The organism is Streptomyces sp. NPDC013157 (genome assembly GCF_042899865.1).
Lineage (GTDB): Bacteria > Actinomycetota > Actinomycetes > Streptomycetales > Streptomycetaceae > Streptomyces.
Window position 1 is genome coordinate 99,644 of record NZ_JBIBAK010000014.1, and the last position, 24,020, is coordinate 123,663.

The following is a 24,020-nucleotide window of genomic DNA, read 5'->3' on the forward strand; positions in this document are numbered from 1 at the left end:
ACGGCCGCTATGCCTTCACCTGGCCCGCGGCGCCCGGCCTGCGCCCGTTGCGTGATCCCCACGCGCACGACGAGTCGGACGACGGCGAGGCCGAGGAACGGAGACGCTGTACGCGGCCTGATCGCTTCCGCCGGCACCAGGGCGGTGGTCGCAGCCATCCGTATTCGCCACACGCTTCCCGGCCGGGCTCTTCTCGGACTTGTACGGCGCCAGGAGGTGGCGGGCCAGGGCGAGTGCGGCGAGCAGTGCGACGAGCACGCACACGCCCCACCAGCCGGCCTGGCTCCAGACGCGTACCCCGAGCCAGGAACCTGCGCTGCCGCCCAGGTAGGCGCAGGTCATGTAGGCGGTGTTCAGTCTGCTGCGGGCGTCGATGCGCAGAGCGTAGACGCGGACTTGGTTGGCGACCATGCCGGCCTGCATGGTGGTGTCGAGGAGCAGCGTGCCGAGTGTCAGGGCGACCAGTCCCAGGGTGCCGCCCCGGGCACCCATGGTGAGGATCGCGGCTGAGACGAGGACGCCGAGCAGGCAGACGAGGTTCACCGGATCGGGGCCGTAGCGGTCCACCAGGCGGCCGGCAAGCGGGGTGCAGACCATGGTCGCCGCCCCGACCAGGGCGATCATCCCTACCGCCTGGGCACCCAGTCCGTAGGCCGGTCCGGCGAGCAGGAGCGCCAGGCATGTCCAGACAGCGGAGAACCCGGCGAAGACGGCTGCCTGGTAGAAGCACGAGCGGCGCAGGTCAGGCTCGGTGCGCAGCAGGCGCAGCGGCTCGGCCAGAAGCGCTGTGTACGGCCGACGGGAGGACGGCGTTGTGGTCGGCACCGCGAGGGCCAGGACGGTGGCGAGGATCAGGGCCAGGATGGCGGCGATCAGGTAGGGGGCCCGCCAGCCCAGCCACTCACCGAGCGTGGCGCTGAAGGTCCGCGCCAGCAGCATGCCGCCGGTCGATCCGCTCAACAGGGTCCCGATCACCGCTCCTTGGCGGTCGGCGGCCACGAGACCGGCTGCCAGTGGGCCGACGATCTGCGCACCCACGGTGGCCAGGCCGACAAGGGTGCTGGCGGCGATGAGGGCCGGCAGACCCGGTGCGCAACCCGCCGCGGTCAGTGCCAGGCCGGTCAGGGCGAGGAGGACGACGAGGTACGGGCGGTGCGGGAACCGGTCGCCGAGCGGCACCAGCAAGACCATCCCGGCCGTGTAGCCGGCCTGTGTGGCGGTCACCACCGAAGCGGCCGCATCAGGCGACACGTGCAGCCCGGCGGCGACCAGCGGACCGACGGCCTGCGGAAAGTAGATGTTGCCTACCGCCACGGCGCACGTGACAGCCAGGATCAGGATCATCCGGCGGCTCATCCTTCAGTCCACCGGCCCCCCGCCGCGCAGATGACCCGACCGGAGACGAATCCCGGCGCGATGGCGTTCGCGGTCATGCCACACGGTCCGAACTGGAGAGCCGGGGACTCGGTGAATCCGACCAGACCCGCCTTCGCCATGCGCGGGCAGACGGCCCGGGCGGCGAAGAACGGGCCGCTGCGGTTGATCCCCGGGACCACCGTCCCCCGCTGCTGCGTGGTCATCCCCACCAGGCCGGCACGGGGGCCGATGCGGGCGTCGTCGACCAGCACCGTCGGCGGCCCACCGGTGGCAGCCGCCCTGTGCTGCAGATGAGTTGTGTGTGTCATGGGAGGAAGTCCACGGCATCGACGCTGCGTCGCCCATCGATGTAGCGTATGCCTTAATGATCAGCTTTGTGCTCGGCGTCGAGGACCTCGCGGACACCCGATTCGCCCTCTCGCCCCTGCACGAAACCCTGTTCAGCCTGCGGGTGCTGCAGGATCCGGGCCTGTCGGCGCTGCATCTGCCCTGGCGCAGGTCCGTACTCGGCAGACTCGGCACGCTCGACACCGGTCTGCTGATGTCCCTGGTCGCCCAGCGGCGCACTCTCCCCGACTTCCTGACCCCGAATCCCGCGAGCTTCGCGCCCGCCTTCGAAGAAGAACTCTCCGTCGTCCGTCAGGCGTCCTGCGCTCGAGTCCGCCATGACCTGCTGCTCGCACACGCACCCGACCCCGTCCCCGAAGCCCTCCGCGACGCCACCGCCGCCGAAGACGCACCTGTCGCCGGACTCCGCAACGCCATCTGCGATCTGCTGCGGCAGTACTGGGAGCTGGCCCTCGAACCGGTATGGCCGCAGATGCGGTTGGTACTGGAAGCCGACATGACCTACCGTGCCCGTCGGCTCGCTCTGGGCGGCGCCCGACAGCTGTTCGCCGGCATGCACCCGAACCTGCGCTGGCAGGACGGAGAGCTGCACATCGACAAGATGATCAGCAAGCACCGTGTTGCGGCATCCGGCCGGGGGCTGTTGCTCATGCCGTCCGTGTTCGCACACAAGCCTGCGCCCCCCGTCAGCCCGGACGAGCCGCCGAGCCTGGTCTACCCCAGCCGGGGCGTAGCCACGCTGTGGGGCACGGAGATGCCCACCGTCGACACAACCGCCCTGGTCTCTCTGCTCGGTTCATCCCGCGCGAGACTGCTCAGCCTCCTGGAAGAGCCGCTGCCCACCGTAGAACTCGCCCGCCGTCTCAGGGTCACCCCGAGCGCTGTCTCCCAGCACCTGGGTGTCCTGCACTCCACAGGACTGGTCACCCGGACACGTGACGGACGGCATGTGCTGTACCGGAGAAGCGCACTCGGCGACCGACTCACGACCACCTCTACCAGACCGCGCACCCACGACAACTGAAGCCGTTGGACCCGTTGGCGGTGGCGCGGCACAGGGTTCGGGGCGCGGAGACGCGGTCGGCGGAGAGGGAACGGTGGACGGCGGGACTGTACGAGATCTGGCGGCGCGCGGAGGTGTCGCGCCGGCTCGACGTGCTGTCGGGCTTCATCGCGATGTGCGTGGCGGGGGACGACCACGCGCGACACCGTCTCGCCCAGCTGGTTGCCGGCGCTGACGCGGCCCTCTCCGCCTCGCCCCCGGATCTGGCGGTCGCCTCGGAGCACCTGGACGAACTCGTCCGGTGGGCTGACACGGAGTGGGCCGATCATCCCTGTCGTCCCGTGGAAGCCCGCCCCGACGAGGCCGACCGGCAGACGCGTGGCTACGCCAAGGATCTCCGGCACGCCGCACTCTCGGCCGGCGTCCGGGACGAGATGGGCCGCATCGAACTCGGTCTCGAGGTGCGGTTCCTGGCTTTGTGCCGCCGACCGGGGCTGGACTGTCGGACCCGGCAGGACATCTTCTACGTCGCCGGACGTGCCGCGATGGCCCTCGACCTCGGGCACCTGGAAGCAGCGGAGCGGGAGATCCGGCGCATGGAGCAGGTGGGTTCCGTGGAGCGACGAGAGAGCCGCTGCGGCTGATTCGCGGCTTTCCGAGGTCCCCAGGTGTGGAACGATCTCTTCACATGGCTGGTGTGACCACGGCTCCGGAACCGCATGGGACAGCCCCGTTCAGCGGGCGGCAACCGCGCGACTTCCGCAGGCTGATCGTCTGTTGCGGCGAGAAGGTGCCGAGCCGGCTCGCCGGCGGCGCCCCTGGACACTGACACTGCGCCAGCTCGCCCAGCCGTTCGGCATCTCCAAGTCAGCTGCCGATCGCATCGTCAACCACGTCGGGCCGGTGCCGGCGCCGCCGACCAGTCCAAGAACCGGCGCGAGGGCCTCCGTCGGCCGTACCCCCTTGATCGCGGACGGCGGTCACCGAGGCACCGGCCCGGTCATCCCACACCGCCGCGAACCAGGCCAGGCCGGCCCCCCCCCTGGTCCGGGGTGCGGCCGACGGGTCCGGCACGGCTTCCGTGCAGGTGGCGGTTGGCCAGGAGCGGCCGGGTGGTCACCGTGGAACTGTCCCCGCCGCCCCTCGCCTCGGTCGCCGCGTCGAGCCTGCACCTAGGCAGACACAGGATTGAGGAGGCTCAGTGAGGCGAGACGTCCATAGGTGGGATGTCCAGGGCACGCGCTACCGACCGACCACGGCTGCGGACGCCGAACTTGCCGAAGATGCACTTCAGATGGTCCTGCACGGTGTAGAGGGACAAGGTCAGTTCGGACGCGATCCCGGTCGAGGACCGGCCGGAGATCACGTGCTGCAGGATCTCCCGTTCCCATGCTGTCAGCCCGTACCCGAGGGCCAGCATCTCGGTGATGCCGGAGGTCGGCGTCGGCTGGATGACGACCGAGGTCCCACTGGCCGACGCGCCGTTGCCCGGATCGCCGCCGAGCGGCGAGGGCCACCGCCCCGTGCGGGACCGTACCCGCAGATACGCCTCCTCACCCCGGCCGGCCCGGGCGTCCGCCGACACCTCGTGCAGGGCCTGGGCACCGATCTCGTCCAGCCAGCGTACGAGCCCGTCCTGCCCGGCGTCACCGCCGGCGCCCTGATGATCACCGAGGCCGGCGGCATCGTCACCCGCATCGACGGCTCCCCGTGGAGCCCGGGCGCCGACACCATCCTGGCCACCGCCCCGGCGCTGCACACCCCCGCCGTCCGGGTCCTGGCCACGGTCGCCTGAACGGGCCCGCGGCCACGGACATCATCGAGAACCGGAACCCGGAGACATGTCGTGCACGTGACCATTCTGGCCGCCTCGGGCGCCGTCGGGTTCGCCCTGACCCGCCAGGCCCTCGAACGCGGGCACACCGTCACCGCGGTCGCCCGCACCCCGGCACGTATCACCGTGCCCGACTCACCCCGACTGACCCTCGTGGCCGCCGACGTACACGATCCGGGGAGCATCGCGGAGGCACTGCGCGGCAGCGAGGTCGTCCTGTCCGGCCTGGGCGTGGCCCGGGGGGACAAGCCCGGCGCCCTCACCATCGGTTCCCGCGCGGTGCTGGACGCGCGGCCGGGCGGGATCGTCTGGCTCGGCGCCTACGGCACGGGCCCGTCCGCGCGGCCCGCCGGCTTCGCCACCCGCACCCTGCTCAAGGCACTGGGCGCGGAACTGACCGACAAGGTCACCGCCGACGCCGCCGTACTGGCCGCCGGAGGCACCGTCTTACACTCCGGCCCCTTCGCGAACGGCCCCGCGAGCACGACGCGCCGCACCGTCGGACTGAACGAGCCCCCCCTAGCGGTTCTTCCCGGCCCGCATCAGCCGGGAGACGGTCGCCGCCGCCATGCTCGACGAGGCACAGACCCCACGCTTTCCCGGCCGGATCGCCGTCCCCCTCGGGGCCTGACCGCCGGGCGGGGCACCGCTCCACAACCGGGAGGGTCGCGCACCGGGAGCACGGCTGGGGCCATACCCGATCGTCCTTCCACGAACTCGGCTCGCGGAGGGTCACGCGGCGGCGCGCCGAGAGGCGGCTCGCCGGCTGGAACACGCACGCACAACCACCGGTCGCAGTCAGGAACCTGAGACGCCCCGGCGACATCGCCGGGAGCCGGAGCACCGCCGGTGCACAAGCTGCCCAAGCTGTTCGGCTGACGGCCGAGGCACTGCTGACTCAGCCTCACCCCGGACCGTCGACCGCGAATCCCGGGCGACACGGTCGTCCGTCCGGCAGCAGTTCGAGGGTGCGATCTGGCGGTTCAGGACCGGCGGGTTGTCCGATGCGACCGAACCTTGAGCATGTGCGTCGAAACTCAAGGGGGCAGCGTCGCTGACGCCTGTCCCTGGGAGTACTGGTATCGGCGAGATCTGGAACGCGGCGACCCGGCTGCCGACCATGAACGCATGGCACATGTACTCGTCACGGGCGGAACCGGGTTTCTGGGTTCCCACACGATCGCGCAGCTCCTGACCGCCGGGCACACCGTCACGACCACGGTGCGCTCACTGACCCGGCGGTCCGACGTCGAGCGGATGCTCAAGGTGGCTGGATCGCCGCACGCGGACCGTGTCTCCTATGTGGAGGCGGATCTGACGTCTGACCGGGGCTGGGACCGGGCGGTGGCGGGAGCCGAATACGTCCTCCACGTGGCCTCGCCGTTTCCCGGAACGCGGCCGAAGGACGAGGACGAGGTGATCGTCCCGGCCCGTGACGGGGCCCTGCGTGTGCTGCGCGCCGCCCGGGAGGCGGGTGTCCGTCGCACTGTGCTGACCTCCTCCTTCGCGGCGGTGGGTTACGGTCACGGGCGCACCGGACGAACGTTCGGCGAGGACGACTGGACGGAGACCGACGGGCCGGGGGTGTCCGCGTACATCAAGTCCAAGACGGTTGCCGAACGGGCCGCCTGGGACTTCGTCGAGCGCGAGGGCGACGGGCTGGAGCTGGCGGTCGTCAACCCCGTGGGCATCTTCGGGCCGGTCCTCGGACCGGACTACTCCGCGTCGATCCGTATCGTCCACGCGATGCTGACCGGCGCAATGCGGGCCGCGCCGCCGATCTGGACCAACACCGTGGACGTCCGAGACGCGGCCGACCTGCATCTACGTGCCATGACGGCGCCCGAGGCCGCCGGGCAGCGATACTTGGCGCTCGCGGGCGAGCCGATCTCCTTCCACCACATCGCCCTGGCGTTGCGTGCGCGGCTGGGCGAGGCCGCCGTCAAGGCCCCCACCGGGACGGCCCCGGCCTGGCTGCTGCGCCTGCTGGCCACGGTCAACCCGGCGCTGCGTGAGATGGTGCCGCAGCTGGGCGTGGTACGCCGGGCGTCCAACGCCAAGGCCCGCAAGGAGCTGGACTGGTCTCCTCGTTCCAACGAGAACGCCGTCGTGGCCACCGCGGAGAGCCTGGTCCGTCTCGGGCTGCTGAGCGGTTAGCGTCAAGAGCATGACACGCGAGACGGCCGACACCCTGGGCGAGTTCCTGCGGGCCCGGCGCGGGCAGATCAGCCCCCAGCAGGTCGGGCTGCCCGTCGGCGAGCGGCGCCGGGTCCCCGGACTGCGGCGCGAGGAGGTCGCCCAGCTCGCCGGCATCAGTCCCGAGTACTACCTGCGCCTGGAACAGGGCCGCAACCTCAACCCCTCCGACCAGATCCTGGCCGCCCTGGCCGGCGCGCTCCAGCTCGACGAGGACGCCGTCGCCTACCTGCACCGCCTCGCCCACCCCGCCCCACCCAGCCGCAGGCCGCGCAGCCGCCCCCGTACCCACCAGGGCGATCTCCAGCCGCTGCTGGACAGCTGGCCGCAGACCCCTGCCTATGCCCAGGGGCCCAGCGGACGGGTCGTCGCCGCGAACCGGCTGGCCGTGCTCCTGTGCCCGTTCTTCGCCATCGGTCACAACCCGCTGCGGGCTGCCTTCCTCGAACCCGAGATGCGCAGCCTCTATCCGCAGTGGGACGACATGACCGCGAAGGCCGTCTCCGGACTGCGCGCCGTCATCGACGTCGACGAGGCCGACCCGGAGCTACTGGAGACCATCGGCGAACTCACCGTCGCCAGCGAGCGGTTCAGCACCCTGTGGACGCGCCGCGAGGTCCGCCGCCGCGACACCGGCCTCACCCGGCTGAACCACCCGTTGGTCGGCGAACTCGACCTGCACTACGAGAAGATGGTGCGTCCGCAAGCCCGCCAACTGATCGTCGTCTACTACGCCGACCAGGACTCCACCAGCGCCGAGCGCCTGGCACTCCTCAGCAGCCTCTGACAGCGTGCGAGGACAGCGGATCCCACAGCAGCGAGGCGAGTGAGCTTCTTCCGGTCCCAGCCCCATGCGAGGTGAAGCGTGGGGACGGCCTTCACGAGGCTCGCCGTCCCCACCCCTGCGGCCGTGGACCGCCTCGCACCCGCAGCCCTGGCTGCGTCACGGCGGCGGGTGCGCACGACACCTGCTCATCACCCGCACCGGGAGCTCAACGCCGTCCTTTCCTCGGAACGCGCCTCCGGGGCCGTCGTCCACCGGGCCGAGCGGCGCGGTCTGCTGAGCCCACCATGAACAGGCGCTTTCTGAACCCGCGCGCCTGGTCCCCGGACGGCTCACGCCCGGCCGTCGCGGCACCCCGCGGCTCTGCCCACTCGGCGTGGTTCGCCGTGTAGTACATCCGCCGCCGGTCATTCCCGGTGACGATCTCGGATGATCCGACCGGCCATCGCCGCGGCCCGGTCCGGGTGCTTCTCGGACCAGGCGCCGAGATGTTCTTGGACGGCCTCCCCGACGCAGGCGCGCACCTCGGCGCCGCCGAGCCGTCCGCGGATCGGGCCGAGGAACTCGGGGTGGTCCAGCTTCACCGACACGACGGCGGTGAGGCTCCCACCGAACCGGCCGGTGCCTGAACCCCCGGCGGACCCGAGCGGGCGAGCGCCGATCGGGTGCGACCGGCTTCTCGCAAGGGCCGCGGAGCCCCGCGGCCAGCGCCCTGATCAGGCGGAGTTGGGTGCGAAGCGGAACTCCCATCCCCGGGAGTGGTCGCGGAGGGGCACCGGAGCACGACCATCTTCCGGATTCGCGGCGAGGACGCGGGAGTCGGATTCGAACCACTCTGCAAGATGATCCAGCTTCAGTGGCACTTCGCAGTTGATCGGGGCCGTGTCTCACATGGACGGGTTCGATTCGCTCGAAGCCTCAGATGCCGAGTCCCTCAGACGGTTCGATCGGGGGACATTGCGTCCGAGGACGGGCCTGATTCGGTCGTCACACGAGAGAACGCGCGATGCGGAATCCGACGTCGTCGACCTGGAAGGTCGGGTGGCTGCGGCGCCGTGCGGAGGCCCGGCAACTCCAGTGCTCATCGAACCAGCCGCCGCCACGGAGCACTCGGTACGTACCGTAGACCTCGGCGTCGTAGACGTCCCAGCACCAGTCCCAGACGTTTCCGAGCATGTCGTGGAGCCCCCACGCGTTGGGCTGCTTTCCGCCCACGTCGCGGATGCGTTCGTGGGAGTTGCCGCGATACCAGGCGATGTCGTCGAGTTCCGCGTAACGCGGTCCTGTCGTACCGGCGCGACAGGCGTGCTCCCACTCCGCTTCGGTCGGTAGCCGGTAGCCGTCGGCGGTTGCGTCCCACTCGATTCCCTCGTCGCCGCTACGGAGGCGGTACGCGGGCGTGAACCCGTCGCGCCGGGACAAGGCGTTGCAGAATCGCACCGCGTCCCACCAGGAGACGGACTCGACGGGCAACCGGTCCCCCTGGGCGACACTCGGCCGCCCGCCTGTGACCTGCGCGTACAACGCCTGCGTGACCGGGAACGCCGCGAGCTGGTAGGGCGAAACCTCGACCGACCAGCTGCGCTGTGTCCGCCGGTCCGACAGCGTCACCGGCCCCGGCGGGATGGCGACCATCTCGTTCCCCGTCATCACGTCCATGATCGGGAGATCCTAACGAGACCTGCCCCGGCGGAACGGCAGAACCGAAGGGGAACGGCTGAGAAGCACCCGGCGGCACGTGCTCCGGGCCGGCTCGACCGGCCTATCGGCGGCGCTCGGAACGGTCGTCGTACCATCCGCAGGCGCCGCGTCGCGGACGGACGCGGGCGGGCCGCTCCCGGCCGCAGCGCAGAACTGCCCCGCCGTGGCCACCAAGGTCGTTCCGCGGTCCGCGCGCAACGCCCACGTCGCCTGCACCGACGACGTCCCCACCGCCACGGTCCCGTCCCACGGCCAAGACGGCCAAGACGGCCAACAAGCCGACCTGCACCAATGGCTAGCCAGGATCATCCTTTCGCCGGCCGGCCCCATTCCCAGTGCGGGAACGGGCCAGGGCCGGTCGATGCCCGCCGACGTCAAAGGCCCTTCAGGACGCGATCGAGTGCCGACCGGCCCGCCGGCCCCCAGTTCGGCTTGCCGCCGGGCAAACCGCGGTCCCCGTTCTGGCCCATCAGCATCAGGAACAGGCACTTCATCGCGGCCAGTCCGCGCGCCCGCCGCACCGTCGCCGCGTCCGCGTCCGCGTAGTTGTCGAAGAACCGTGAGGCGCCGCCCGCGGGGAGCAGCAGCCACGCGGCCGCAAGGTCCCATGCCGGGTCGCCGGTGACGAGTGCGCCGAAGTCGACGATGCCCGCCAGTGTCCCGTCCGCGACGACGACGTTGGCGGGATGCAGGTCGCCGTGCACCCACACCCGCGGGCCCTCCCACTCGGGAGCCGCCACCGCGCCGTCCCACACGGCCCGGATGTCGTCCTCGGCGAAGGGGCCGAGGTCCACGGCCCGCAGGAAGCTCTCGAAGCCGTCCGTGCACTTGCTGGGAGGAGCGCCGAAGTCCGAGGCGTCCGGCGCATCGGCGGGCGCCTCCGCATGCAGTGCCTCGAGGAAGGCGGCCAGCGTGTCGGCAGCGTCGTTGACGCGGGTGATCGAGCCGTGGTCCAGCGGCGTGCCTTCCACCCATGTCATGACGGTCCAGACCTTGGGGAAGCGCTCGGACGGTGCCCCGCTCCGCACCGGGGTCGGGATCGGAAGCGGCAGGCGCGGGGCCAGCACCGGCAGCCAGCGGCGCTCCTTGAGCTGCGGATCGGGGAGCGTGTCCATCCGCTGCATCCGGACGGCCAACTCGTCCCCGAGGCGCCACATCTGGTTGCCCCAGCCGCCCTCCACCTCCCGGATGGGCAGCTCCGCCAGGTCCGGATGCTGTTCCCGCAGCAGGGCGCGGACCAGATCCTCGCTGATCTCGATCTCGGATTCGATCACGCCAAGTCACAGTACTCGAGGTGGGCGGAGCCGACCTTGTCCTGGGAAGATCCGGCTTCCGGTTCGATCTGCCCGGCCCTGGAGCCAGCCGGCGGTTCCGGGCGTGCATCGACTCAAGAGGGGCGTCCTCCAGTTCGGTGCCGACGAGGTCGGCCTGCCCGGCCGTTCCTCGGGTGCCTGGGCTCACCTGGGCTGGCCCCCAAGCCAGCCGGTTCCGGCAAGATCAATCTCAGCGCGGCTCTGCACCGGGCAGCAACGAATTCACCCCCGCCAACCGAGCGCGGTCCTCAGGACAGGTAGCCCTCGACCTCTGAGGCGGGCCGGACGTTCGCCTCGCCCGGGTCCTGCCCCGCCTCGATCCTGGCGCGGCGCTGCCGCAGCAGGTCCCAGCACCGGTCCAGTTCGGTCTCCAGGCTTGCGAGGCGGGCGTGCTCGGTCGGCTCGTCGATCTCCTGCCGCGCCAGACGATCACGCAGCTCCTTCTCCTGGCTGATCATTTCCGTGATGTGGCCGAGGATCTCCCTCTCGGCCCCGGCCTCGGACCCTGCCATGGCTGCCCCTTCCCGGACGACATGTGGACGGTGGTCTCGGCGAGGGCGTCCGCCCGTCCGTGCACCCCTGCCCCCTCACTACCTTCTCTCACCCGGAGCTCAAACGCATCGGGCAGAGGACCACCGGTTCCTGGCCCCTCCCAGAAATGGCGCGCCGACGCCATCCGGGCAGGGTACGGTGGCCCGCGGACCGGGGGAAAGCGGTTGCTGAAGGTCGGGGACGGGGACAGGGGAGGATCACCGCCGATGGCGTCGACGTCGGAACGGCCGCTCGACCACCGCTACCGGGGCGAACACCCCGTCCGGACGCTCGCCTATCTGCTGCGCGCGGACCGGCGGAAGCTGGCGGCGGCGGTCGTCGTGTTCACCGTCAAGCACAGCCCCATCTGGCTCCTGCCCCTGATCACCGCGTCCGTCGTGGACACGGTCGTCCGGCACGGGCCGGTCTCCCGGCTGTGGACGTCCGTCGCGGTCATCATGGCGATCCTGCTGGTCAACTATCCGCTGCACGTGCTGTACGTACGGCTCCTCTACGGCAGCGTCCGCCGGATGGGGACCACGCTGCGCTCCGCGCTCTGCACGCGGATGCAGCAGTTGTCCATCGGCTACCATTCCCGGGTCAGCGCCGGCGTGCTCCAGGCCAAGGTCGTACGGGATGTCGAGACCGTCGAGCAGATGGTCCAGCAGACCGCCGAGCAGGGTCTGGGCGCGCTGACCGTGCTGGCCGGCGGACTGGTCATCATCGGCGTCCGCACACCGGAGTTCCTGCCGGTCTTCCTGGTCGTGGTGCCGGCGGCGACGCTGCTCGTGGCCCGTTTGCGGGCGCGGCTGCGGACCCACAACGAGCACTTCCGCCACGAGGTGGAGACGCTGTCCTCGCGGGTGACCGAGATGACGCGGCTCATCCCGGTCACCCGGGCCCACGGCCTGGAAGGCAAGGCGCTGCGCCGGATGGACGGCACCCTGAGCCGGCTGCTCACCTCGGGGATGCGCCTGGACCTGGTCAACGGCCGCTTCGGCTCGCTGGCCTGGGTGGTGCTGAACGTGATCGGCGTCGCCGTCCTGGCCGCCGCCGCGCTGGTGTCGTACTACGGCGTGTGGGGCGTCACGCCCGGCGACGTCGTCATGCTCAGCGCCTTCCTCACCACGCTGACCAACTCCACGACGACGCTGACGAGTCTGGCGCCGGTCATCACCAAGGGCCTGGAGTCGGTGCGTTCGGTGGGCGAGGTGCTCCAGGCTCCCGAACTGGAGGACAACGAGGGCCGGGTGGAGGTCAGCGCCGTCCGTGGGGCGGTCGCCTTCGAGCGGGTCGGCTTCGAGTACGAGGACGCCGGGCGGGCGGCCGTGGCGGAGTTCAGCCTCGACGTCGCCCCGGGTGAGACGGTCGCGCTGGTGGGCGCCTCGGGGGCCGGCAAGTCCACCGTGCTCAACCTGGTCATCGGGTTCATCCGGCCCACCTCCGGCCGGCTGCTCCTGGACGGCACCGACATGAGCGGCCTCGATCTGCGCACCTACCGGCGGTTCGTCTCGGTCGTGCCGCAGGAGTCGATCCTCTTCGACGGCACGGTCCGGGAGAACGTCGCCTACGGCATGGAGGACGAGGCCGACGAGGAGGCGGTGCGCGCCGCGCTGCGGGATGCCAACGCCCTGGAGTTCGTGGACCAGTTGCCGCACGGTCTGGACACCGTGGTCGGCGAGCGCGGCGCCCGGCTCTCCGGCGGCCAGCGTCAACGCCTCGCGATCGCGAGGGCGTTGATCCGGGATCCGCGCGTCCTGGTGCTGGACGAGGCCACCTCCGCACTGGACACCCGCTCCGAGGCGCTGGTGCAGCAGGCGCTGGCCCGACTGCTGCGCGGCCGTACGACGTTCGTGGTGGCCCACCGGCTGTCCACCGTGCGCGGTGCCGACCGCATCGTGGTGATGGACGAGGGCCGTATCCGCGAGACCGGCACGCACGAGGAACTGCTGCGCCGGGGCGGCGCCTACACCGCGCTGCACGGCGGCCAGGTGGCCTGACGGGCGTCGGCGCAGGGCCGTTGCTCGATACGAGCGGGCAACCCTCGGCAGTCTTGGTCCTCTTGAATCGTTGTCGCACCTCTTGACCTTGGTTTGAGGGCCGGACTACCGTTCCCGCGTCCACCTCGATTGAAACGATTCAATCACCCTGTCCGTAGCCGCCCTTGGGACCACTTGGGGTTGAACCATGCTCGAATCCTCCTCTCAGCGCGGCGGGGCGACCCGCCGGTCGGTGCTTGCGGCCGGTCTGTCGGCCGGTGCCCTCGCCGCTCTCGGGCCTGCGGCCGGTGCCTTCGCCGCACCCGGTGGTGCCGTCTCCGCAGCTGCCGGACCCGCCGCCGACTGGTTCGCCCAGCCCGCCAAGGCCGTGCGGCCGAAGTTCCGCTGGTGGTGGCCGGACGGGCTGGTCGATCCGGCCGAGATCGCGCGGGAGATCGACCAGATGGCGGACGCGGGATTCGGCGGGGCCGAGATCGCGGCCGTGCACCACAGCATCGCCGACACCTCCGTTCTGGACACCGGACGCCACGGGTGGGGCAGCACCCCCTGGCGCGACGGTGTGAAGGCCGCGCTGCGCCAGGCGGCCCGGCGCGGACTGACCGTGGACCTCACCCTCGGCCCGAGCTGGCCCGTCGCCGTACCCGGTGTCACCCCCGACGACGAGGCGGCGGTCAAGGAACTCGCCTACGGCAAGGTCACGTTGACGGGCGGTGCCGGGTACGACGGACCGGTGCCGGCCTCGGTCTACCCGGCCGCTTCCGGAGTGACCGTGCAGCGGTTGTTCGCGATACAGGCCGCCCGGGTCAACACCGCCTACTCCAGCGGCAAGGCGACCGGCCTGGATGCCGACAGCGTCACCGACCTGACCGCCCGGGTCTCCGGCTCCACGCTGACCTGGACCCCGCCGGACTCGGCGACCTGGGTGATCCTGGCGTACTGGCAGCGGGGTTCGGGACAGCAGCCCGAGGCGGGCCCGCACTCCTCCCCCGCCGCGTACGTCGTCGACCACTTCAGCGCGGCCGGTACCGCGGCCGTCACCCGGTACTGGGACCGCGAGATCCTCGACGCCGGCCTGCGCAGACTGCTCGCATCGGCGGGCGGCGCCTTCTTCGAGGACTCCGTCGAGCTGGAGACCAAGGGCCTGCAGTGGACGCCCGCGCTGCCCGACGCGTTCCGCCGGCACACCGGGCGCGACCTGCTGCCGTACCTGCCGGCCGTCGTCCTCGACAACGGCAACCAGATCTTCGCCTTCGAGGCCCGGCTCACCCAGGAGATCCGCCACGACTTCTGGGAGACCGTGTCGAACCTGTTCAACGTGCACCACCTCGGGGTCCTGCGGGACTGGGCGCACGGCCACGGCATGAAGCTGCGCTCGCAGCCGTACGGCCTCCAGACCGACGCCATCGCCTCGGCGGCCGTCCTCGACATCCCCGAGGGCGAGTCGCTCGGCTTCAAGAACCTGGACGACTACCGCTGTCTCGCCGGCGGCCGGGACATGGCCGGGCACCGCATCCTGTCCTGCGAGGCGGGCGCGTACGCGGGCGGCGCCTACAACACGACCTGGGACAGGTTCCTGCGCACCATGGGCGGCGCGTACGCGGCGGGCGTCAACCAGACCGTGATCCACGGCTTCTCCTACGCGACGGCGCCGGGGGTCGCCTGGCCCGGGTTCGCGGCGTTCAGCCCCTACAACGGGACGGTGGGGTACGGAGAGTCCTGGGGGCCGCGCCAGCCCACCTGGCAGCATGTCCCGGACATCGCCGGCTACCTCGGACGGGTGCACCAGGTACTCCAGTCCGGCACCGTCCGCGCCGACGTCGCCGTCTTCCGGCAGACCGGGTACAGCGCCACCGGCATCGGAGCGTCCTGGCTCACCTCCACCGGCGTCCCGCTCGGCTGGACCCACCAGTTCCTCAGCGGGCCACTGCTCGACCTGCCCTCGGCCAGGGTGTCCGGAAAGCGGCTCGCGCCGGACGGGCCCGCCTACAAGGCGCTGTTCCTCGAAGGCGACTTCTTCTACGGTTCCAGCCCGACGCTGGCCGTCGCCGACGCCCGCAGGCTGCTCGCGTTCGCCCGGGCCGGGCTGCCCACCGTACTGTTCGGCGCCTTCGACCAGGCCCTCACCCCGGGCCTCCCCGACGACGCCGAGACCGACGAACTGCGTGCCCTGACCGCCCAGTTGCTGGCCCTCCCGAACGTCCGCAGGGTCACCGACAAGACCCTGGTCGGCGCGGCCTTCGCGGACCTCGGCGTGACGCCCGACGTCGCCTACGGCACGCCCTCGACCCTGCTCAACGCGCACCGGGCGACCGACGACGCCGACTTCTACTACTTCTGCAACGGCAAGCACGCCGAGACTGTCAAGCCGCCGGTGGCCGCCGTCGACCACGACGTGACGGTGCACAGCACCCGGCGCGCCGGTTCCGGCACGGTCCCCTATCTGCTGGATCCCTGGACCGGGCAGGTCACCCGGCTCGCCGAGTACACCCAGGACGGGGACGCGTTCACGTTCCGGGTGGCGCTCCAGCCCGGTGAGACGCTCGTCGTCGCGCTGGCGCGGCCCGCCGCGTTCGGGGACCGTACCGGGGCACGTCCGCACGCGGTGGCGACCGAGGCGGACAGCGTGCTGTTCGCGGACGGTTCGCTGGCCGTGCGCGCGGCGACGGCAGGGACGTACGTCACGACCCTGTCGAACGGCCGCACGGTCACCGCGCAGATCCCCGAGGTGCCCGCGCCCGTCGCCCTCGACCAGTGGACCCTCACCGTCGACGACTGGCGGCCCGGCGCCGACGCCACCAGCACCGAGGTCGTCGGGCACACCCTGGCCCTCGACGCGCTGCTGCCCTGGTCGCAGATCCCGGAGCTGGCCGACGTGGGCGGCATCGGCCGCTACCGGACGACCGTCACACTGCCGGAGAACTGGACCTCGTCCACGGGGGCCGTGCTGCGGCTCGGCAGCGTCGGCGACACCTGCCGGGTGACCGTCAACGGCACCCGGGTCGGACCCGTCGACCGCCTCGACCCCGAGGTGGACCTCGGCGGTGTGCTCCGCGCGGGCACCAACACGGTCGAAGTCGAGGTCGCCACCCCGCTGTTCAACCGGCTGCGGGTCAGCAACCCGGCGGTGTTCGGGACGGCGACACGCCAGGCGTACGGCCTCGTCGGCCCGGTCCGGCTCGTCCCCTACGTCCAGCGGACCGTGGCCTGATCCGGGGAGTGGGCGACGCTGTTCAAGTGGCGTCCGCGGACAGGCGTGGGTCGGCGGCGACGATCGCGCGGACCGTTTCGGTGACCAGCCGGCGGTCCAGGGGTGCGTCGGCGAACGCCCGGTGCATCGGCCAGCCCTCGATCAGCGCGTCGAGGGCGCGGGACACTCCGGGCGCGAAGTGCAGGGCGAGGCTGTCCCTGCTGCGTTCGAGCCAGGTGCGGGTCGTGGCGGAGACCGCCTCGTTGTGGTTGGCGTAGGCGTACATCTCGAAGATGAGGGTCATGTCGCGTTCCGTGGCGTAGGCCGGACCGCAGATCAGCTCGACGACGGCCGCCTCGGCCTCTGCCGTGGAGCCGGCGGACTCCAGGGTCCGCCGGTAGAGCCCGGACATGGTGTCCGACAGCCGGGCGAAGGCCTGGGCGAGCAGGTCCGCCATGCCGTCGAAGTAGTAGGTGAGCGAGCCCAGCGGGACGTCCGCCCGCGCCGCGATCTTCCGGTGGGTGGTGCTGTGTACGCCGCTCTCGGAGATCACGTCCAGGGCTGCATCGAGGATCCGCTCCTTGCGTCCGGGATCGTTCGGGATCTCGCGTCGTGTGCCGCTCACGCCCTCAATGTGCCATGGGTTGCCCCCTGCCGAGTGTGTACAGACGTACAGGTCAGTGTGTACGGTCGTACAGACTTGTGTAGGGATCCCGCTGGAGCCACCGCTCATGACCTCTGACCTCGCCCGGCGTCGCACCGCCGTCTTCGTCCTCTTCTTCGCGCCCGGGCTGACCATCTCCTCCTGGGTCACCCGCACCCCGGACGTACGCGACCTGCTCGACGCCTCCACGGCGCAGATGGGTCTGATCCTGTTCGGGCTCTCGGTCGGCTCGATGCTCGGCATCCTGTCCTCGGGCACGGTCGTGGCCCGCTGGGGTGCCCGGCTCGTCATCCTGGCCGGCACGTCGGCCGTCGCCGCCGGTGCCGCGGTGGTCGGGGTGGGGGCCGCCGTCGGTTCGGGGGCCTGTGTCGCGCTGGGCCTCGGACTGTTCGGTCTCGGCATGGGCGGCGGCGAGGTGGCCCTCAACGTCGAGGGCGCCGAGGTCGAGCGGCTGCTCGGCCGCTCCACGCTGCCCGCCATGCACGGCTTCTTCAGTCTCGGCACCGTGCTCGGGGCGGTCGCCGGCATGTGCCTGACGGCGGTCGGCTTCCCGGTCCTGGTCCATCTGCTCGTCGTGGCCGCGGTGGTGCTGGGCGCGCTGGCCCTGGTCATCCGGCGGGTCCCGGCCGAGGTGGGCCGGCAGACCGCCGCCGGACGCCGCGCGACGGGCGCGCCGCGCGCCGCGGTGTGGAAGGATCCCGCACTGCTGCTCATCGGCTGTGTCATCCTCGCGCTCGCCATGGCCGAGGGCACCGCGAACGACTGGCTGCCCCTGGTCATGGTGGACGGCCACGGCTTCGACGCCGCGCTGGGCTCGGCCGTGTACGCGGTCTTCGCCGCCGCGATGACCGTGGGGCGCTTCGTCGGCGGACGGTTCGTCGACCGGTTCGGGCGGGCGGCGGCGCTGTGCGGGAGCGCGCTCGTCGGGGCCGCCGGGCTGGCCCTCGTGATCTTCGTCGACAACCAGGCGGTCGCGGCTGCCGCCGCCGTCCTGTGGGGCCTCGGGGCGTCCCTCGGGTTTCCCGTGGCGCTCTCCGCGGCGGGCGATTCCGGTGCCGACTCCGCCGCCCGCGTCGCGCTCGCCGCGACCGTCGGGTACGTGGCCTTCCTGGTGGGCCCGCCCTCCCTCGGCTACCTCGGTGAGCACTTCGGGCTGCGGCACGCCCTGATCCTGGTGCTCGTCCTGGTGGTCGCCGCCGTCTTCGCCACACCGGCCGCGCGCTCGCCCCGGGGGGCGGGCGATCCGGAACCGGCGGGCACCTGAGGCCAGAACCCGTCAGGTACCCGCCGGCTCCCGCCCGCGGGCCCCACGAAGCTGTTGCCGAGGATGCCGAGCCGGGCACCGACCTGTGCCCGGGCTTCCGTCTCGCCGGTTGTGCCGAGGGCCCCGGACCGCCGGGCGTCGTCGAGCCCTCGGTCCGCGCTTCGTGCCGGTGGCCCGAGCCGCTCGTCCCGTCGATCCAGCCGCCCAGTCCGGGGCGTGATCTCCAGAACTCCGCCGATGCAGAGAATGCCGGCGGTGGACGACCGACTCCTGCCGGTTGAATCCCACCCCCTGAGTTCTGACTCCAGCGGCGGGGTGGTGGTGGGCGTGTCCGGTTGCTACTCGGCCTGCAGGACGAAGAACAGGAAGCACAGGAAGCGCGGCTTGGCTGCGATGACTTCGGGGAACAGCTCGCGGGCGGCTGGATCGGGCTCCGGCTCGCTGATGACGGTTATCCGGAAGCCGGCCCCGGTGAAAGCCTCGATCATCGCGTGCAGCGGCCTGTGCCAGAGGCTCATCAGAGCGGTCTGGCCGCCCATGGTCCACTCTTCGGTCCAGTTGGTGGTGTCGAAGTACTTGTACTCGGTCTCGCGGCCGGCCTGCCGGTGCATGAGGTTGACGGCAAAGGGATGGTCGACAGACGCGATCAGCCGACCGCCGGGCCTGAGCACGCGGCGCAGCTCGGCGAGTGCCGGCCCCCAGTCCTCCAGGTAGTGCAGCACCAGGGAGGCGACGACATCGTCGAACGTGTCATCCGAGTAAGGAAGCGGGCTGCCCAGGTCCGCCACCTGCAGGTCCGCATCGCCGAGCCGCCTCCGGGCCAGCTCCAGCATCCCGGCACTCGCATCGAAACCGCTCACGAGGGCGCCACGGTCGCGCAGCGCCGCGAACAGGGGCCCGGACCCGCAGCCGGCGTCGAGGATCCGCCGGCCGGCCACATCTCCGGCCAGTGCCAGCATCGCGGGCCGCTCGTAGTGGGCATTGATGAGGTTGGTTTCGTTTTCGGCCGTGTAGGCCTCGGCGAAGCTGTTGTAGTCGTTGACCTTCGGCGGATCCACAGTCACCGCGGGCGGCGTGGTGCGCCCGGTGGAGCTCGTGTGCTCTTGGTGCTCGTTGGAGATCATGGTGCGGGAGACGTCTGCCGCATCAGCTCGGTTCCTGTCGCTAGGTGCGCGAGGTAGGTGTCCTCGCCCAGGCCCGCGTCCCGGCAACGGGCGTGGTCGCGCGTCCACACACGCGGGACGCACAACTCGCCGGTCTCGTCACGGCACAGCATGGACTGCACGCCACAGCGGTCGGCCTCTCCGGCCCACTCGGCGAACTGCAGGCAGTTCTTGCGTGGCAGATCTGACAGGAGCCCGATTTCTTTCACACAGCCTTCGTTGATCAAGGGTGGCTGCAATCAGTTGTCTCGGACAGTCCGGGCAAGTTATCGGTGCCAGCTGCTACGAATGGCGGCATGACCGACGACGAGATCATCCATGCGATCCGGGAGCAGGATGCCGCCGCTCCTCAGGCGGATCCCTCTCGAAGCCGCCGGCGGTGGGTTCGGCCGCTGGGGTGAGGCTTTGGCTCTCGATACGGACTACAGCTTCAGCGACAGTGGTCGGCTGCTGGAGGCGTACTTGGGCTGGCGCGGAACCCCCAACTACCCGAGGCCTGTTGTACCGCTCCTGACATGGGGCTGTGCGATCTGGTCCCTCGTCGACTACAGCACCCCCGAAGGCCACAGGTGAGGTTGGGATCCCAACGCCCGATGCCCGGAACACGGATACGCTCTGTTCCCCGAGGACCTCACTCTTGCGGAACGGCTCTGCGGTTGGCTGGACGGACGAGACGACTTCCCGAAGGCGCCCGCAGGTCCGTACTGCCTGACGAAACCGTGCTTCGGCTGACGGTGGCAGGGCGCGGGTGGAGAAGTCGGTGGCAGGCTGACCGCCCGTAAGGGACGATCACGACGTGCACCGCCCTGTTCCTGCCAGACGCGCCCGAACGCGTTGAGCGTTGTGGTGCCGTGCTGTTGACGGATCGATGCTCGGCCTGGCGCTCTCCACGCCGGGCCGGAGAGGACGCGTGTGTCGCTCGCTCTTGAAGATCGCTTGGCCATCACCGAACTGGTCTCGTTGCATGGTCACCTCGTTGACGACGGAAGCCTTGACCGGTTGGAGGAGTTGTTCACCTCCGATGTGGTCTACGACCTCACTGACTTCGGCCAGGCGCCGCTGTCCGGGGTGGCGGCCATCCGAGAAGCGGCCTGGGTGCTGGGAGCCGCCAACCCCGTCGCGCATCACGTCACCAACGTCGTCGTAATGGCGTCGGTGGACGGTCGGGTGCAGGTCCGATCCAAGGGGTTGGGCATCAAGGCGGACGGCTCGTGCGGTTCCGTCTCCTACGACGACACCGTCGTGCGCACCGCTGACGGCTGGCGGATCAGTCATCGCAAGATCTCGCCACGCCGAACTCCCTTGAACGGGATGACAAAGCCCGGCTGACCAAGAACGTCTCACCTGGTCCTAGCTGGTAAGGACGGCATTGTGCAGGCGGGCGACGCCGAGCATGGCGTGGTGGAGACCGTCGCCCTTCAGGCGGCAGTCGCGCAGGATCTTCCAGGTCTTCATGTAGGCGAAGACGTGCTCGACACGGGCCGGACTTTGCGGTGGGAGGCGTTGCGCTCCTCCTGCCAAGCGCGACAGTGGCCTTGGCTCCGGACAGTTCCCATGCCTCGCAGTCGTGGTTGGCGGAGGTACCGATGGTTCTTCGACTGCTCGGCGGCCGTATGGTCGCGAGTGGGGACCAGGGTGCGGTCTACGATCAGGACGGCGTCCTTGCTGAACCCCTTACGGAGCTTGAGCGCGAGTAACCGCCCGAGAGGGCCGATGACGCGGTGGGCGGCCGACTTCGATACCCCGAACAGCGGCGCCAGCTGCCGCAGGGGCAGGTTCGTCCGCCAGTACGCGGCGACCAGCAGCAGCCGGTCCTCGAACGGAGGGCTCCACGACCGGCCCTTGCGGACACGGAGATCATTGCGGATCTGAGCAGCTGTCCAACGGTCATCAGTCCGTTAGGGACAGGCAGAACTCGTTGCCTTCGGGATCGGCCAGGACGATGTTGTCCGCGTGCCGGGCCTGAACGGTCGCACCGAGAGCAGTCAGACGCTGCATCTCCGCTTCTGAGTCCACAGCGAGCAGGTCCAGGTGAACGCGATTCTTCGCGGCCTTGGCCTCTGGCACCAGTTGGAACCACAGGCGGGGCCCTCCGTCTGGCGACTCAACTAGGACAGTGGGGTCATCCTCAGTCGAAGACGATGTCGTGGAGGGCCGGGAGAGCTACTCGCGCCGGTCGTCGGCCGAAGTCCAAGGCCAAGATCGTCTGACATGTCGTTCGGGGCCGTCTTCGGGTTCTGCTTCACCGCTCTTGCGATCCGTGGCCTGGCAGGTACGCCGAGAGCGCGTGGGAGGGTGCGGGGATGCAGGAGCTGGAGCGGATCACGGCTCGCCCGCGGGAACTGGACACGTCGCCGCGGAGTTGGCCAAGCATCTGCAGGAGGTCCAGGCCGAGCGGGAGGAGCTCGTGATCGCCTGGGCGAAGATGCCGAGTCCCACCGGCCGAGCCGGCCTGCGGGGAAGAACCGGGGCCGTCGTCGCCGAACTGCCGGTGTCGGGTCATCGAGCGGTGAGGACGTGCGCCCATGGCTCATCGATGTCGGCCAGACCCAGCACGGCGACGACGTTGTCGAGCATTCCGGCGCCGAACCAGCGCCGCACGGCGTCGTCGTCGCCCAGCAGCTGCCGAACGGTGTCAACCTGCTTGGCGTAGCACCGACGCACGGCCTGTGCCACCAGCGGCTCGCCGACGGCACAGTTCGCGTGCATGAGGAAACGCAGGATGTTCCGGTCCGCGACGAGCGCGGCATAGGCGCCGCGTGCGGCATCCAACGCCGCCTCGGGAGCCAACCCCGCCCCACCCGACGCCGGCGAGTGCGCGACCAGCGTTTCGGTCATGACGACGGACACGTGGTCGACCGCCGCCGCGAACAGCGCTTCCTTGTTCGGGTACAGGCGGTAGAGATACGGCTGAGAGATACCGACCCACTCTGCGATCTCGTGCGTCGTCGTACCGTAGAAACCTTTTTGCGCGAAGCAGTCGACCGCGGCGGCCATGATGGTCCGACGTCGTTCGTCGCTCTTCGTGCTGGTACCGGCGGCAGGCATGGGCGTCAGTCAAACACGACTCCCTTCAGCCTCCAAACGTCACGCTGAGGTCGGAGTCGGACGGTACGTCGTCGGGCGTGAGCGCCTCGATCGCCACCAACGGGTTCCAGTAGTCCAGGTAGTGGGTGATGAGCCCGTCGTCATCGGTCCGCACGACGGAGATGCACGTCTGCTCGTACGGCTTGCCGGTCGGCAGCGCAGTGCCCTTCGAGCGGAATTCAGCGATCACCAGACCCGGATCGACCGTGTCATGGAATACCAGGTCGACGAACTCCACGTCGAAGGTCTCGGGAAAGTTGCTCATGTGCGCGACCAGTGCGTCCCGCCCTGTCACCCGCCGAGGCACGCCGGCCGGCGCGTACGGGAACTCGAGCACCGCGTCCGGGGCGAACAGCTCCACCCATTCGTCGGTGCGTCCTGCCGCGGTAAGGCGCAGGTGCTCGGCCAAGGCGTGCTGAGCAGTGGCGCGGCGGTCGGCGTCGCCTTCCTTGACTGTCATCTTCCCTCCTACGTTAGTGGTCGACCTATAACCTACCATGCCGACACCGTTGAAGACGCTCCCTCGGCGACGGGCGACGGGCGACGGGCGACGGGCGGCGGGCGGCGGGCCGGTACTACCGGCGCCCGCCACGCTTCGCGGAAGATCGTCGGTCACCGGGAGACTTCGCGGTTCGTCAGGACAGCAGGGCCCTCACCAGGGCGGTCGCCCACTTCGGGTCGCTGCGTACCTTGCCGAGAACGCGCCAGCTCTTCAGGTGGGCGAAGCCGTGCTCGACCGGCGCCCGCACCGCGGCCAGCGCCTTGTCGGACAGCTTCTGCCCTCGCGTCAGGGGCCGGTTCCGGGCGGCCCTGTAGCCGGTGATCACCGCCGGATCGGCGTCGGGACCGCTGTCGTCGAGTCCGACGAGTCCCAGGTCGGCCATGGCGCCGAGACCGGCGGCCCGCAGGCGGGCGGGGAGCTTGTCGTGGCGGCAGGCGGTGTCAGTCCGGCAGAGGGAGCAACCTGCCGCTCCAACGCTCGTCGTCGACGTCGTCCGGTTGCCTCAGCCGGATGTCAAAGGCGTTCTCTACCAGCGCCAGGACGCTGTACAGGGGCGCGACCTGCCCTGGAATGAGCCCAAGGGGCCTCATGGCGTCTTCGAGTCTTGCCGGGTCATGCCCGGTCGGTTCGATCGCCTGGAGCGTGTGGAAGTCGACGATGATCTCGCCGCCCACCGCGTACTTGAACCAGTACATGGGCTTCTCGTTGTAGTGAAGCACCACGGCCTCCGTGCCCATGGAGACGCGACTCAAGATCCTCTCATCGAGTCCATGCACGCCACCCTGCTCCCATGCCCACGTCCACGAGCCGTCGATGCCGCTGGTGACGACGGGTTCTTCATCGTCGAACAGGTCGTCACCCAAGTCGTCCACCAGATCCACGGCGTCTCGAAGCGCCAAGGTCTCCGGGTCCACCCCCATGCGGGTAAGCAGCTGAGCAGGGGGCAGATCCCGCACGAAGGTCAGTGTGTAGATGGGGAAATCGCCCTCTCGGAACAAGTCCAGTCCGCGGTCCATCCCTGTGCTCGTCATGCCGTGGATGCTGCCACACACCACCGACACGCCTC

Annotated in this window: 23 protein-coding genes and 4 pseudogenes; 11 read left to right on the plus strand and 16 right to left on the minus strand. The window is 70.5% G+C overall.

Features of this window, described 5'->3' with window-relative positions; all coding sequences use genetic code 11:
- Positions 1 to 15: 15 nt before the first annotated feature.
- Entirely contained in the window at positions 16 to 1,344 is a 1,329-nt protein-coding gene (locus ACFY6U_RS34670; protein ID WP_390044601.1) for an MFS transporter, read from the minus strand.
- 56 nt (positions 1,345 to 1,400) lie between these two features.
- Positions 1,401 to 1,493 (minus strand): annotated as a pseudogene (locus tag ACFY6U_RS34675) (beta-ketoacyl-ACP reductase); the annotation flags it as partial.
- Between the two features lie 248 nt (positions 1,494 to 1,741).
- Between ACFY6U_RS34675 and ACFY6U_RS34680 the strand changes: the two are divergent.
- The 3 genes and pseudogenes from ACFY6U_RS34680 to ACFY6U_RS34690 all read left to right on the plus strand — a co-directional run.
- A complete protein-coding gene (locus ACFY6U_RS34680) occupies positions 1,742 to 2,749 on the plus strand; it encodes an ArsR family transcriptional regulator (protein ID WP_390044603.1) in 1,008 nt (335 codons plus the stop codon).
- Between the two features lie 20 nt (positions 2,750 to 2,769).
- A complete protein-coding gene (locus ACFY6U_RS34685; protein ID WP_390044604.1) occupies positions 2,770 to 3,372 on the plus strand; it encodes a hypothetical protein in 603 nt (200 codons plus the stop codon).
- Positions 3,373 to 3,416: 44 nt separating this feature from the next.
- Positions 3,417 to 3,769: pseudogene (locus ACFY6U_RS34690) on the plus strand (hypothetical protein); the annotation flags it as partial.
- 157 nt (positions 3,770 to 3,926) lie between these two features.
- On the opposite strand, the gene ACFY6U_RS34695 reads toward ACFY6U_RS34690, so the two are convergent.
- Positions 3,927 to 4,313, minus strand: a complete 387-nt coding sequence (locus tag ACFY6U_RS34695; protein ID WP_390044606.1) for a response regulator transcription factor — start codon at positions 4,311 to 4,313, stop codon at positions 3,927 to 3,929.
- A 3-nt stretch (positions 4,314 to 4,316) separates the two neighbouring features.
- Here ACFY6U_RS34695 and ACFY6U_RS34700 point away from each other — a divergent pair, with 3 nt between their 5' ends.
- From ACFY6U_RS34700 to ACFY6U_RS34715, 4 genes are all read left to right on the plus strand, one after another.
- Entirely contained in the window at positions 4,317 to 4,523 is a 207-nt protein-coding gene (locus tag ACFY6U_RS34700; protein ID WP_390044608.1) for a hypothetical protein, read from the plus strand.
- Between the two features lie 51 nt (positions 4,524 to 4,574).
- Complete coding sequence (locus ACFY6U_RS34705) at positions 4,575 to 5,372, plus strand: NAD(P)-dependent oxidoreductase (RefSeq protein WP_390044610.1); 798 nt, start codon at positions 4,575 to 4,577, stop codon at positions 5,370 to 5,372.
- Positions 5,373 to 5,690: 318 nt separating this feature from the next.
- Positions 5,691 to 6,719 (plus strand): SDR family oxidoreductase, encoded by a 1,029-nt coding sequence (locus tag ACFY6U_RS34710; protein ID WP_390044612.1) that lies wholly within the window; start codon positions 5,691 to 5,693, stop codon positions 6,717 to 6,719.
- A gap of 10 nt (positions 6,720 to 6,729) precedes the next feature.
- Positions 6,730 to 7,545, plus strand: coding sequence for a helix-turn-helix domain-containing protein (locus ACFY6U_RS34715; RefSeq protein WP_390044614.1), 816 nt, complete (start codon positions 6,730 to 6,732; stop codon positions 7,543 to 7,545).
- Between the two features lie 404 nt (positions 7,546 to 7,949).
- On the opposite strand, the gene ACFY6U_RS34720 is transcribed toward ACFY6U_RS34715, so the two are convergent.
- The 4 genes from ACFY6U_RS34720 to ACFY6U_RS34735 all read right to left on the minus strand — a co-directional run bounded on the left by ACFY6U_RS34720 (position 7,950) and on the right by ACFY6U_RS34735 (position 11,068).
- Complete coding sequence (locus ACFY6U_RS34720) at positions 7,950 to 8,204, minus strand: hypothetical protein (protein WP_390044983.1); 255 nt, start codon at positions 8,202 to 8,204, stop codon at positions 7,950 to 7,952.
- Between the two features lie 325 nt (positions 8,205 to 8,529).
- A complete protein-coding gene (locus ACFY6U_RS34725; RefSeq protein WP_390044616.1) occupies positions 8,530 to 9,201 on the minus strand; it encodes a formylglycine-generating enzyme family protein in 672 nt (223 codons plus the stop codon).
- Positions 9,202 to 9,617: 416 nt separating this feature from the next.
- Entirely contained in the window at positions 9,618 to 10,517 is a 900-nt protein-coding gene (locus tag ACFY6U_RS34730) for a phosphotransferase (protein WP_390044617.1), read from the minus strand.
- Positions 10,518 to 10,804: 287 nt separating this feature from the next.
- Entirely contained in the window at positions 10,805 to 11,068 is a 264-nt protein-coding gene (locus tag ACFY6U_RS34735; RefSeq protein WP_390044619.1) for a DUF2630 family protein, read from the minus strand.
- Between the two features lie 246 nt (positions 11,069 to 11,314).
- Here ACFY6U_RS34735 and ACFY6U_RS34740 point away from each other — a divergent pair, with 246 nt between their 5' ends.
- Positions 11,315 to 13,087 carry an ABC transporter ATP-binding protein gene (locus ACFY6U_RS34740; RefSeq protein WP_390044621.1) on the plus strand — a complete coding sequence of 591 codons (1,773 nt, stop codon included), beginning with the start codon at positions 11,315 to 11,317 and terminating at the stop codon, positions 13,085 to 13,087.
- 187 nt (positions 13,088 to 13,274) lie between these two features.
- Positions 13,275 to 16,295, plus strand: a complete 3,021-nt coding sequence (locus tag ACFY6U_RS34745) for a glycosyl hydrolase (protein WP_390044623.1) — start codon at positions 13,275 to 13,277, stop codon at positions 16,293 to 16,295.
- 22 nt (positions 16,296 to 16,317) lie between these two features.
- On the opposite strand, the gene ACFY6U_RS34750 is transcribed toward ACFY6U_RS34745, so the two are convergent.
- Positions 16,318 to 16,899: a TetR family transcriptional regulator gene (locus ACFY6U_RS34750; RefSeq protein ID WP_351493652.1), complete on the minus strand. Its 582-nt coding sequence runs from the start codon at positions 16,897 to 16,899 to the stop codon at positions 16,318 to 16,320.
- A gap of 106 nt (positions 16,900 to 17,005) precedes the next feature.
- On the opposite strand from ACFY6U_RS34750, the gene ACFY6U_RS34755 reads away from it, so the two are divergent.
- Positions 17,006 to 18,202 (plus strand): MFS transporter, encoded by a 1,197-nt coding sequence (locus ACFY6U_RS34755; protein ID WP_390044625.1) that lies wholly within the window; start codon positions 17,006 to 17,008, stop codon positions 18,200 to 18,202.
- A 338-nt stretch (positions 18,203 to 18,540) separates the two neighbouring features.
- Here the strand turns inward: ACFY6U_RS34755 and ACFY6U_RS34760 are convergent, their stop codons facing one another.
- Positions 18,541 to 19,326 (minus strand): class I SAM-dependent methyltransferase, encoded by a 786-nt coding sequence (locus ACFY6U_RS34760; RefSeq protein WP_390044627.1) that lies wholly within the window; start codon positions 19,324 to 19,326, stop codon positions 18,541 to 18,543.
- Positions 19,323 to 19,574: a hypothetical protein gene (locus ACFY6U_RS34765; RefSeq protein WP_390044629.1), complete on the minus strand. Its 252-nt coding sequence runs from the start codon at positions 19,572 to 19,574 to the stop codon at positions 19,323 to 19,325. Before ACFY6U_RS34765 ends, ACFY6U_RS34760 begins: the two co-directional genes overlap by 4 nt.
- A 703-nt stretch (positions 19,575 to 20,277) precedes the next feature.
- Here ACFY6U_RS34765 and ACFY6U_RS34770 point away from each other — a divergent pair.
- Positions 20,278 to 20,694, plus strand: coding sequence for a nuclear transport factor 2 family protein (locus tag ACFY6U_RS34770; RefSeq protein WP_390044631.1), 417 nt, complete (start codon positions 20,278 to 20,280; stop codon positions 20,692 to 20,694).
- A 21-nt stretch (positions 20,695 to 20,715) separates the two neighbouring features.
- Here ACFY6U_RS34770 and ACFY6U_RS34775 read toward each other — a convergent pair.
- The 6 genes and pseudogenes from ACFY6U_RS34775 to ACFY6U_RS34800 all read right to left on the minus strand — a co-directional run.
- Positions 20,716 to 21,215, minus strand: a pseudogene (locus ACFY6U_RS34775) (transposase family protein); the annotation flags it as partial.
- A 40-nt stretch (positions 21,216 to 21,255) separates the two neighbouring features.
- A pseudogene (locus tag ACFY6U_RS34780) lies at positions 21,256 to 21,495 on the minus strand (VOC family protein); the annotation flags it as partial.
- A gap of 369 nt (positions 21,496 to 21,864) precedes the next feature.
- The gene (locus ACFY6U_RS34785; protein WP_390044633.1) at positions 21,865 to 22,413 is read right to left on the minus strand and encodes a TetR/AcrR family transcriptional regulator; all 549 of its coding nucleotides are present in this window, start codon (positions 22,411 to 22,413) and stop codon (positions 21,865 to 21,867) included.
- A gap of 25 nt (positions 22,414 to 22,438) precedes the next feature.
- On the minus strand, positions 22,439 to 22,912 hold the full coding sequence (locus ACFY6U_RS34790; protein WP_390044635.1) for a nuclear transport factor 2 family protein: 474 nt from the start codon (positions 22,910 to 22,912) through the stop codon (positions 22,439 to 22,441).
- A gap of 175 nt (positions 22,913 to 23,087) precedes the next feature.
- Positions 23,088 to 23,336: a transposase family protein gene (locus ACFY6U_RS34795; protein WP_390044637.1), complete on the minus strand. Its 249-nt coding sequence runs from the start codon at positions 23,334 to 23,336 to the stop codon at positions 23,088 to 23,090.
- Positions 23,337 to 23,394: 58 nt separating this feature from the next.
- Entirely contained in the window at positions 23,395 to 23,985 is a 591-nt protein-coding gene (locus ACFY6U_RS34800) for a DUF6461 domain-containing protein (RefSeq protein ID WP_390044639.1), read from the minus strand.
- Between the last annotated feature and the right edge of the window lie 35 nt (positions 23,986 to 24,020).